This is a genomic window from Streptomyces sp. NPDC059371 (genome assembly GCF_042751995.1).
Taxonomy (GTDB): Bacteria; Actinomycetota; Actinomycetes; order Streptomycetales; family Streptomycetaceae; genus Streptomyces.
Map to the genome: position 1 here is coordinate 4,867 of NZ_JBHYXD010000040.1, position 10,031 is coordinate 14,897.

Here is a 10,031-nt window from a genome sequence, read left to right on the forward strand (position 1 = left end):
TGTCCGGGGGGGACCACCCCGGGGGGGCCTTTTCAGCGTACCGGCCCCCACGTGGTGGGCCTGGCGGCCGCGCCGACTTCCCGGTACCCGGGAGTTGGCCTTCCGCGCTTTCGGCCTTGTCAGCCCTTGAAGACGTCCTTCGTCTTCTCCTTGGCCTGTCGTGCGTCGCCCTTGGCCTTCTCGGCCTGGCCTTCGGCGGTCATCCGCTCGTTGCCCACGGCGCGCCCGGCCGCTTCCTTCGTCTTGCCCTTGGCCTGTTCCATCTTGGCCTTGGCCTTCTGCTCGCCACTCACGATGTCTCACTTCCCATCACGATCGGCTTCGAGTGTCGGGAGTCGGGTGACCCGTCCCACGGGTGCCAAACGTGGAGACCGAGAATCTTCGCCCGCCGTTCGGTGACCCTCCGTGATCGCATGCGGTTCCGGCATGCCGGAACCGGTGTGCTGGGTGAGCCTGGAGACATGGGCCGATGACACTCGGATCCGTCCGGAGGGTCGCGCCCATCTCGGGCAGCAGAGCGAGGACGACGTCATGGGTGATGAGGTCTACCAGCCGGGAGGTCCCGACATCCGCGAGGACGAGGGCATCCTCGATCCGGAGGACACCCTCGAATACCGGGGCTCGGACCCCTTCGACGACGGGTGGTCGCCGCCCGAGCGCCCGCTCGCCGTGGACCACCTGGGCACCACGGCGCGTGAGCAGCGCCAGGGGGAGAGTCTGGACGAGAAGCTGGCCGAGGAGCGGACGGATCCGGCCCTGCGGGACGCCGACGAGGACGACGGGGACGACGAACTCACGGGCGACGGAGGCGAGCCCCTGGACAACGAGGTCGGCCCGGATCCCGCGGAGAGGATCCTGGCCCTCGACGTGGGCGCCCACGACGACGCCGAGCACGACATGATCGCCGAGGACGTCGGTGCCGACGGAGACGCGGACCCCGCCGAGCAGGCCGACGTTCACCTGATCCCGGACGACGACATGCCCGAGCGTCTGGTGGACGAGGGCGAGCGCCGGCCGCCGGCGGACGAGATCCGCCGGCTGCGCTCCGAGACGGACTCCGCCTCCGACTCCGTCTCCTGACGCTCACCTGCGACGGCTTTCCGAGGCCCGAACCGTGACGGCTCCCTGAGGCCCGCCCGTGACGGCGCGAGCCGTACGGAGAAGTGACGTCCGCTCAGTCCTCACCCCTGACGATGTTCCAGTCCGGGGCGGTCCGGTCCTGGCGGGCCGATGTGCCGGCTGTCGCCGGAAGACAGGTCCGTGGGCCTGTCCGACGGGAACGACGCGCCTGCGCCCATCCCGTCTCAGGTCGCGAGGTGCTCCTGGTCCCGATGTCGGCGGTCATGGCTGCGTCTCGTCCTTTCGCTGGTCGCTCCCGGCTCGGCCTGTCCCCGGCCCCTCGGGTCCGGTGTTCGTCTGACTCCGGGCTGTCGCCACGGGTCCCCCGCCGGGGCGGGAGGAAACCGGCCGTGCCTCACCACTACCCCGCCACCCACCGGCCCCGGCCGGCCGGGTGGGTGGCGGGGTCGGTGCCCTACCGGGTGGCGGTGGGCGGTGTCCTGCCGCATGCCCACGCGGCGCGCTCGGGTGCTCGTCCCTCATTGCGCCTCGTCCTCGTCCTCGTACTCCCCGTCCTCCTCGTCGTACTCTCTCCCACTTCGCCGTCCTCCTCCGGGACCTCTTCGTCCGCCTCCGGGAGCTCCTCGTCCTCCTCTTCCTCTTCCTCGGGGATCTCCTCGTCCTGGTAGTCCTCCGCGCCTTCCTCGTCCTCTTCGCCCGCTGCCGCTTCCTCCTCCTCCAGCGCCTCCTCGTGGGTGCGGACCACCTCGCCGCCGCGTATCTCGCCGCGCCAGCCCTCGGCTTCCTCGTCGGTGAGCGTGACGTAGCGCTGGAAGTGCTTGAAGTCCAGCCGCAGACGGCGGCCTTGGGCGCGCCAGATGTTGCCGGTCTTCTCGAAGAAGCCGGACGGGTAGTACTCGACGACGAGCACGATGCGGGTGAGGTCCGGCGTGAGCTCGTGGAAGCTGACACAGCCGCGTGTACTGCCCTTGGCGCCTTCCGAGGTCCATTCGATCCGCTCGTCCGGAACCTGTTCCTGGACGGTCGCCTTCCAACCCCGGGTGGACGGGCCGACCTTCACCTTCCAGTCGCTGCCGCCCTCGCCGTCCTGGGAGGCACTGCGCACACCCTTGGTGAAGCTGCTGAACTTCTCGAACTCGGTCCAGTGGTCGTAGGCCTTCCGGACCGGGACACCGACGTCCAGCACCTCGATGATGTTCATGACCTTGGTGCTGCCGGACTTGGCCTTGCCGCCTCCCCCGCCCCCGCCCCCGAAGGCGTCCTTCACCTTGCCGACGACGCTGTCCTTGGCGCTCTTGGCCTTCTCCGACACGATCGCCTTCAGCGGCGATTCCCCTTGCAGGATGCGAGAACCGGCTCCGAGCAGGGGGCCGCCGTTCTCGGCGGAATCGAAGAGGTTGTCCGTGACATCCGCGACCTTGTCACCGGCCTTCTCCCAGGGCCGCGCGCTCGACGGGGCGGCCTCAGGGCAAGCCGTCCACACCTGACGCCCCAAGTACCCCTATATGATGAGATTGCACGCTTTTATCCAAGTACGGCGTCCCTCCCGACGACCGGAGACACCATGGCCGCAGCAGAACCCGCCAAACGGCGACCGCGCGCCGACGGTGGTACCGCGCGCCGGCGGCCCACAGGTGACCGTGCCGCCCCCTCACGCTCCGGAGGCGCGGCCGGCGCGATCCGTTCGGCGGTGGAACAACTCGGCACGCTGCTCGGCCGAGTCCCCGAGTCCGTTTCCGCGATCAGACCCACGGACGACGGTTGGGAGGCGGATGTGGAGGTACTCGAGCTGGAGCGCGTCCCCGAGACCACCAGCGTGATGGCCACCTACCGAGTGACCCTGGACAAGAAGGGCGACCTTGTGGCCTACGAGAGGAAGCGCCGCTATACGCGTGGACAGATCGACCGGCGCTGATACAGCACGCCGGTGAAGGGAGGCACCATGACTATGGTGCCGCAGAGTAGTGGCAACGTCGCCCGGAGCGGCGGATCCGGCACTCTCTACGACGTTCTTGAACTCATTCTCGACCGCGGGCTCGTCATCGACGTCTTCATCCGGGTGTCCCTCGTGGGCATCGAGATCCTGAAGATCGATATACGCATCGTCGTGGCCAGCGTCGACACCTACTTGCGCTTCGCCGAGGCATGCAACCGTCTCGACCTGGAATCCGGCAACAAGGCACCGTCCAAGCTCACCGACATCGTCGGCGACACCCTGGAATCCGGCGCGAAGGGCAAGTCCAAGGGAGCCCTGAGCGGCGCCGCGGACGCGGTCACCGAGACCATCCGGGGAGTGACGGGCAAGCACGGCGACGACGAGGAGGACGAGCCGGAGGGAGAAGGGGAGGAGACGGTGGAACGACGGCGGCGGCCGGCCCGGCGATCCCCCCGGCGGGAGCGAAGCGCGTCTCGCGCGGAGGAGTGAGCCATGGCCGTATACATCTACTCGATCACGTTCAAGGACCATCCGCTGCGCCTCGACGGGCTCGACGGAGTCGGCGCCTCGGCCTCCCCGCTGCGTACGGTGACCGCGGGCCCGCTCTGCGCGGTCGTGAGTGACGCACCGGAGGAACTGCGCCCCAAACGCAGAGACATCGGCCGCCACCAGGAGGTCCAGCAGCGTCTGATGACGGACGGCACCGTGCTGCCCCTCAGGTTCGGCTACACCGCCCCGGACGAGGACACGGTCAGGCAGGCGCTGGAGGAGCGCGGCGACGAGTACGCCGACCGACTGCGCCTGTTGGAGGGCTGCGCCGAGTACAACCTGAAGGCGTCGCAGGACGAGGACATGGTGCTGCGGGAGATCCTCACGGATTCGGAGCCGGCCCGGCGGCTCAACGACGACATCCGCGCCGGCACGGCGACCCCCGACGCGGCCGTGACGCTCGGCGAGATCGTCGCCAACGAGGTCCGGGCCCGCCAGGAGGCACTGGCCTCCGGCGTGATCGAGGCGCTCCGCCCGTTCGCCCGGGAGATCGACTCCTCTCCGCCCACCGGAACGGACTTCCTCAACGTCTCGTTCCTCGTGAGCGACGAGCAGGACGAACTCTTCCTCGCCACGGAGCTGAGTCTCGCGCACCAGATGGGCGAGGGGTTCGAATTCCGGCTCAACGGTCCGCTCCCTCCGTACAGCTTCAGCTGAGGGAGACGTCATGGGCCTGTTCACACAACTCGTCACGCTTCCCCTGGCGCCCGTGCGCGGAGTCGCCTGGGTGATGGACAGGGTTCTGGAGGCCGCGGAGGACGAGTACTACGACCCGGCACCGATACGCCTCCAACTCGCCGATCTGGAACGGCAGTTGAACGCCGGCGAGATCGACGAGGAGACGTTCGACCTGATCGAGGACCAACTGCTCGACCGGCTGGAGGAGATCAGGATGTACCAACAGGACGGACCACCCTGAGCGGCCCGATCACCCGTACGAAACCTGATCGCACCTTCGTGCGAAACCTGATCGCACCCCGACCGGATCCTGATCGCACCCTCGACCGGATGCCGACCCGATCCTGATCGCATCCCCGACCGGATCCCGATCGCGTCCCGCGCATCCCGACCCGGATCCGAGAGAACTCGAGGACACCGTCGTGAGTCAACCGCTCTCCAACCGCCTGGGCGACTATCCGTCCCGAGCCACACCGCCGTACGCGCAGGGCTCGTCCGCCAACCTGGCCGACATCCTGGAACGCGTCCTCGACAAAGGCATCGTCATCGCGGGCGACATCCGGATCAACCTCCTCGACATCGAACTGCTCACGATCAAGATCCGGTTGCTCGTCGCCTCGGTCGACAAGGCCAGGGAGATGGGCATCGACTGGTGGGAACACGACCCCTCGCTCACGTCGGGGGCCCGGGACGAGCACTCCCTGGCCGAGCAGAACCGACGGCTGCGTGCCGAGTTGAACGCCCTGCGCCGGGACAGGAACATCCCCGAGGTGGAGCCGGAACCGCGCGGCACCACCCGCCGAAGGGCTGATCGCGATGACGACGCGAACGAGTGAACCGGTCACCTACGCGTACGTCGTGGCACGCGGGCACCCGGACCTGGCCAAGACGGTCGCCGGACTCGCGGGAGTCGCCGGCGCCCCGGTCCACCTGATCGCCGAAGGCGGGGAGGACGGCGACGCCACGGAGATCGTTCTCGTGGTGAGCCCGGTGCCGGCCGCGGACTTTCGCGAGGAGGGGCTCAGACGGCATCTGGAGGACCTGGACTGGCTGGAGGCGGTCGCACGGGCGCACCACGCGATCGTGGAGGAGGTCACGGCGCTCACCCCCGCGCTGCCGCTGCGGCTGGCGACCGTCTATGTCGACGACGGCAGCGCGCGCGACATGCTGCGCTCCGCGGTACGGCTGTTCGCCGAGCGTCTGGATCACCTGGCGGACCAGGTCGAATGGGGGGTGAAGATCTACGTCGAGGCGGCCGCTCCCACCGCTCCGCCCGCCCCTGGATCCAGCGCGTCGGCGGATGTGACACCGGGGCGTGCCTACCTCAGCGCCCGAAGACGGCAGCGCGGCGACCGGGATGCCGTCTACCGGGCGGCCCAGGAGGCGGCCGAGCGTGTGGGGGACGTGGCACGCGCGTACGCGACCGACCGGGCGGCCCACCGGCCCCAACAGGGCGCCCTGGCCGGCGACGCGGGCGAGAACGTCTTCAACGACGCCTTCCTGGTGCCCCGCGGGCGCGGCGAGGCCTTCCGCGAGGAGGCCGCCCGAGCGGGTCAGGGCCTGACGGGGGTCCGCGTGGAGGTCACGGGCCCGTGGGCCCCGTACTCCTTCGCGATGCCGCCCCAGAGCGCCACGGACGACGGAGAGGGCGCCGACGGGGCCGGCCGCGATGTACGAGGTGTCACGTCATGACCGTGCCCGGCCGTTCGGCTTCGGCCTCCCTGGAACCGCTGCCGGACCGTCAGGTCGCGCTGGTCGACCTGCTGGACCGCCTTCTCGCCGGAGGGGTGGTCCTGGTCGGTGACGTGGTGCTGTCCATCGCCGACATCGATCTCGTACGGATCTCGCTGCGCGCGCTGATCGTGTCCGTCAGCGCGGAGAATCCGTCGCCCTGGGACCGGCCCGCTCCCCCGCGAGGCGGCCATGCCGGCTGAGGACGACGGCACCCTGGGCGCCGCGGACCCCCTGGAAGAGGCGGCGGAGGCCGCGGCACGGGCTTTCCGGCTGCTGCCGGCCGAGCCCGCGGACCGGCCACGACCGGGTACGCGGGGGCGTGCCGCGGCCGGGCGGATCAACACGGACCCCGACACGGTCGAGCGGGATCTCATGCGGCTGGTCCTGACGCTGGTCGAACTGCTGCGCCAGGTCATGGAGCGTCAGGCGCTGCGCCGGGTCGACCAGGGTGATCTCAGCGAGGAGGACGAGGAACGGCTCGGCACGACGCTCATGGTCCTGCACGACCGGATGAGAGACCTGTGCGCGACCCACGGCCTCACCCTGGAGGACCTCAACCTCGACCTCGGCCCCCTGGGCCCCCTGCTCCCACCCCCCGACTGACCCGGCCCCAGCCGCCCCCGGAGGACGATCGCGCGGGTCTCGCGACCGCCGGGCTACCCGGCCGCCGCCCGCGGTTCCCGCAGCACCGCGATCTCGCCCGGATCGACCCTCAGGGAGCCCGACAGGGGTTTGCCGGTGAGGAGTTCGGTGGTGCCCGGGGGGACCGGGATGTCCGCGCCCCGGCCCGCGTGGTCGATGACGAACACGTAGTCGGCGTCGCGGCCCCGGCGGCGGACCGTCTCCACTCCCGGGGGCAGGTCGCCGGCGTCGGTGACCCCGGCCTCGGCGCGGATGCGGTCCAGCAGGGCGGTGAGGGTGTCCGGGTCGGGAAGGGTCGCCAGGTACCAGGCGACGCCCGCGCCGTGGGTGTGTCTCGTCACCGCCGGGACGCCCGTCAGGGGTCCGTCCGTGTACGTGGCGATGGGCTCGGCGCCGTTCAGGCGCAGCCGTTCCGACCACAGCGTGGCCGTGGCGCCCGGGGGCACCTGGCCGGTCAGTCCGGCCGACTCGCCGGGGAGGAGGGGGAAGAGTTCGTCGCCGCGGACGCCGAGCGTGTCGCGGAAGGCGCCCGGGTAACCGCCCAGCCGGATGTGGCAGTTCTCGTCGACGGCTCCGCTGTGGAAGCCGATCGCGAGGGTACCGCCGCGCTCGACATGGCCGGTCAGGTTGGCCGCGCCCGCCTCGTCCACGAGGTAGAGGCTCGGGGCGAGGACGAGGCGGTAGGCCGAGAGGTCCGCGTCCGGGCGGACGAAGTCGACGGCCACGCCGGATTGCCACAGGGGCTCGTACCAGGCACGGACCAGATCCTTGTACCGGAGGTCGCCGCTGGGCTGCGAGGGCAGTTCCAGTGCCCAACGGGCGTTCCAGTCCCAGACGATGGCGACTTCGGCGGTGCCGGTGCTGCCGCGTACCTCGGCCAGGGCCTTGAGATCGGCGCCGAGGCGGACGACGTCCTGCCAGATGCGGCTGTCCGTGCCCGCGTGCGGGAGCATCGCCGAGTGCCACTGCTCGGCGCCCGCCTTCGCGGCCCGCCACTGGAAGTAGGCGATGCCGTCGGCTCCGTGGGCCACGTGGGCGAGGGCGTTGCGGCGCATCTCGCCGGGGACCTTGGCCCGGTTGACGGGCTGCCAGTTCACGGCGCCCGTGGAGTGTTCCATGAGCAGCCAGGGCCCTCCGGCCAGCGACCGTGTCAGGTCGCCGCAGAGCGCGACGTCGATCTCGGAGGCCGGGTCGGCGGACATCAGGTAGTGGTCGTTGGAGACGATGTCGAGTTCCGGCGCCCACCGCCAGTAGTCGAGCGCGTCGAAGGTGTCCATGACCATGAAGTTGGTGGTGGCCGGTGTCGAGGGGGCGGCCGCGCGCAGGACGTCCCGCTCCGCCGTGTACAGCGACAGCAGTTCGTCGGAGCAGAAGCGGCGCCAGTCGAGCCGGTGCGTGGGGTTGGGGACGGCGCCGGTGGCGCGGGGCGGCAGGATCTCCTCCCAGTCGTAGTACCACTGGCTCCAGAACGTGGTGCCCCAAGCATGGTTGAGGGCCGCCAGGTCGTCGCCGTAGCGGACGCGCAGCCAGCGGCGGAAGGACAGGGCGCTGGTGTCGCAGTAGCAGGCCGCGTTGTGGCAGCCGTACTCGTTGTGGATGTGCCACATCACGACGGCCGGGTGGGCGGCGTAGCGTTCGGCGAGGGCGCCCGTGACGCGCAGGGCCGCCGCACGGTAGGCGGGGCTGCTCGGGCAGAACGTCTGTCTGCTGCCGTACGTCTGCGTACGGCCGTCCCGGTCGACCGGGAGCGCCTCGGGGTGTGCCCGGAAGAACCAGGCGGGCGGAGCGGCGGTGGGGGTGGCGAGGTCGGCGGCGATGCCGTTCTCGTGGAGGAGGTCCAGGAGCCGGTCCATGCGGGTGAAGTCGAACCGCCCCTCGGAGGGCTCCATGAGGGCCCAGGAGAAGATGCCGACGCTGACCATGGTGACGCCGGCCTCGCGCATCAGGCGCATGTCCTCGGCCCAGATCTCCTCGGGCCACTGTTCGGGGTTGTAGTCGCCGCCGTAGACGATGCCGGGGACGGACAGGGTGCGTTCGGGGGTCATGCGGTTCCTCCCGAGGCCGGCGCGTGTCCCGAGGACAGCAGGCGGCGGGTGGTGGCCGCGCCCCACTCGTCGAGGGACAGCAGCCGGTCGCTGGAGGCCATGAGGCCGTCGGTGGCCTCGACATGCGCCGCCCAGCGTTCGCGGGTCTCGACGGCGGGGCGGGCCATCAGGCAGTCGGGGTCGTTGATCCACAGGCGCCGGTGCTGCCATTGGCGGCCGACGCCGGTGAACTCGGCGGCGTCCTGGCCGGGTTGGCTGTAGTCGCCGGCCTCGGGGCGCCGGTGCGGGGCCGTGTCGGGGCTGACCCGCATGGCGTCGAACAGGCCGATGGACGGGAGGACCGGCGCTCCGCAGCCGAGCAGGTAGGCGTCGGGGCCGATGGCTTCGCGGATCAGGGCGATTCCGTCGCGGTAGGCGGTCAGCGCGTCGGCTCCGGAGTGCCGGGCGCCGTCCAGGGCGCCCGCGTAGAGGAAGTCGGTCTTGAAGTAGTCGTAGCCCTCGGCGCGCAGGGTGGCGTAGACGTCGGTCAGGTAGGACCGGGCCTCGGGGTGGGTGATGTCGAGGGTGTACAGGTCGTGGTTCCAGTTGTGGCCGGCGTGCAGGGGTGTGCCCGCCGGGTCGCGGACCAGCCAGTCGGGGTGCCGGCCGGCGAGTTCGCTGCCCGGCGCCACGAGGAACGGCGCGGTCCAGATCCCCGCTCGCCTGCCGCGGGCGCGGATGGCGTCGGCGAGGGCCGCGCGGGAGCGGAAGCGGCCGGAGAGGGTGAGCCAGTCGCCGAGTGCGCTCTGGTAGCCGTCGTCGATCTGGACGACGTCGACGGGGAGGCCGAGGGTGTCCATGGCGCGGAGGTTCTCGTGGATGTCGTCCTCGGTGACGGCGGTGAAGTACTCGTACCAGGAGCACCACACCGTGGGCGCGGGCCGCGGGGCGGGTGTCGCGAGGGCGTCGGCCCAGGCGGCGAGCGCGCCCTGGATTCCGTCCGGTCCGGAGTACGAGGACTCGGTGACCGGGCCATCGGCGCTGATCTCCGCAGGGCCGTCGTGGACGGCCAGCCGGATCGAGGGCACCGAGGCGGCCGGGTCGGGCGCAGCCCACAGCCGCACCGGGGAGCCGTCGCCCGGGTCCAGCGCGAGCAGTCCCTCGCCCTGGAAGGCCCCGGGCGGCGCGGTGCGGCCCGGCCGGTAGCAGACGGTCGCCCAGTTGTCGTTCGCCGGGCGGTACGGGGTGTCGTCGAGGGCGTAGGAGCCGCTGGGACTCCAGGACTGCCAGCCCTCCTCGTTGGGCGCCCGGGGGGGGCGCGGGGCGGGGGAGGGGGGGGGGCGGGGGGGGGGTGGGTGGGCGCGCGGTGTGGATAAATAGTAACACGG

13 protein-coding genes are annotated in these 10,031 nt (G+C 71.0%); 9 read left to right on the forward strand and 4 right to left on the reverse strand.

All coding sequences use genetic code 11. The annotated features are described in order from the left end of the window. Window positions 1-119: 119 nt before the first annotated feature. Window positions 120-293: a CsbD family protein gene (locus tag ACFXGX_RS22505; RefSeq protein WP_326783820.1), complete on the reverse strand. Its 174-nt coding sequence runs from the start codon at window positions 291-293 to the stop codon at window positions 120-122. A gap of 238 nt (window positions 294-531) precedes the next feature. Here ACFXGX_RS22505 and ACFXGX_RS22510 point away from each other — a divergent pair, with 238 nt between their 5' ends. After that, window positions 532-1,080, forward strand: coding sequence for a DUF5709 domain-containing protein (locus ACFXGX_RS22510; protein ID WP_384794064.1), 549 nt, complete (start codon window positions 532-534; stop codon window positions 1,078-1,080). Between the two features lie 454 nt (window positions 1,081-1,534). On the opposite strand, the gene ACFXGX_RS22515 is transcribed toward ACFXGX_RS22510, so the two are convergent. Continuing rightward, on the reverse strand, window positions 1,535-2,575 hold the full coding sequence (locus ACFXGX_RS22515) for an SRPBCC family protein (protein ID WP_384794067.1): 1,041 nt from the start codon (window positions 2,573-2,575) through the stop codon (window positions 1,535-1,537). Window positions 2,576-2,644: 69 nt separating this feature from the next. Between ACFXGX_RS22515 and ACFXGX_RS22520 the strand changes: the two genes are divergently transcribed. From ACFXGX_RS22520 to ACFXGX_RS22555, 8 genes are all read left to right on the forward strand, one after another. After that, complete coding sequence (locus ACFXGX_RS22520; protein ID WP_384794070.1) at window positions 2,645-2,995, forward strand: gas vesicle protein; 351 nt, start codon at window positions 2,645-2,647, stop codon at window positions 2,993-2,995. 27 nt (window positions 2,996-3,022) lie between these two features. Then, complete coding sequence (locus ACFXGX_RS22525; protein WP_384794073.1) at window positions 3,023-3,505, forward strand: gas vesicle structural protein GvpA; 483 nt, start codon at window positions 3,023-3,025, stop codon at window positions 3,503-3,505. Window positions 3,506-3,508: 3 nt separating this feature from the next. Further along, complete coding sequence (locus ACFXGX_RS22530; RefSeq protein WP_384794076.1) at window positions 3,509-4,222, forward strand: GvpL/GvpF family gas vesicle protein; 714 nt, start codon at window positions 3,509-3,511, stop codon at window positions 4,220-4,222. Between the two features lie 10 nt (window positions 4,223-4,232). Next, on the forward strand, window positions 4,233-4,484 hold the full coding sequence (locus tag ACFXGX_RS22535; protein WP_384794079.1) for a gas vesicle protein GvpG: 252 nt from the start codon (window positions 4,233-4,235) through the stop codon (window positions 4,482-4,484). Between the two features lie 181 nt (window positions 4,485-4,665). After that, complete coding sequence (locus ACFXGX_RS22540; protein WP_384794082.1) at window positions 4,666-5,079, forward strand: gas vesicle protein; 414 nt, start codon at window positions 4,666-4,668, stop codon at window positions 5,077-5,079. Continuing rightward, complete coding sequence (locus ACFXGX_RS22545; RefSeq protein WP_384794085.1) at window positions 5,060-5,935, forward strand: GvpL/GvpF family gas vesicle protein; 876 nt, start codon at window positions 5,060-5,062, stop codon at window positions 5,933-5,935. The genes ACFXGX_RS22540 and ACFXGX_RS22545 overlap by 20 nt, the downstream gene beginning before the upstream one ends. Then, entirely contained in the window at window positions 5,932-6,177 is a 246-nt protein-coding gene (gene gvpJ, locus ACFXGX_RS22550; protein WP_384794088.1) for a gas vesicle protein GvpJ, read from the forward strand. The genes ACFXGX_RS22545 and gvpJ overlap by 4 nt, the downstream gene beginning before the upstream one ends. Then, entirely contained in the window at window positions 6,167-6,580 is a 414-nt protein-coding gene (locus tag ACFXGX_RS22555; RefSeq protein ID WP_384794091.1) for a gas vesicle protein K, read from the forward strand. Before gvpJ ends, ACFXGX_RS22555 begins: the two co-directional genes overlap by 11 nt. 53 nt (window positions 6,581-6,633) lie before the next feature. Here ACFXGX_RS22555 and ACFXGX_RS22560 read toward each other — a convergent pair whose 3' ends face one another. After that, window positions 6,634-8,664: a beta-galactosidase gene (locus ACFXGX_RS22560; protein ID WP_384794094.1), complete on the reverse strand. Its 2,031-nt coding sequence runs from the start codon at window positions 8,662-8,664 to the stop codon at window positions 6,634-6,636. Then, window positions 8,661-9,767, reverse strand: a complete 1,107-nt coding sequence (locus tag ACFXGX_RS22565; RefSeq protein ID WP_384794097.1) for a glycoside hydrolase family 36 protein — start codon at window positions 9,765-9,767, stop codon at window positions 8,661-8,663. Before ACFXGX_RS22565 ends, ACFXGX_RS22560 begins: the two co-directional genes overlap by 4 nt. Window positions 9,768-10,031 lie beyond the last annotated feature (264 nt).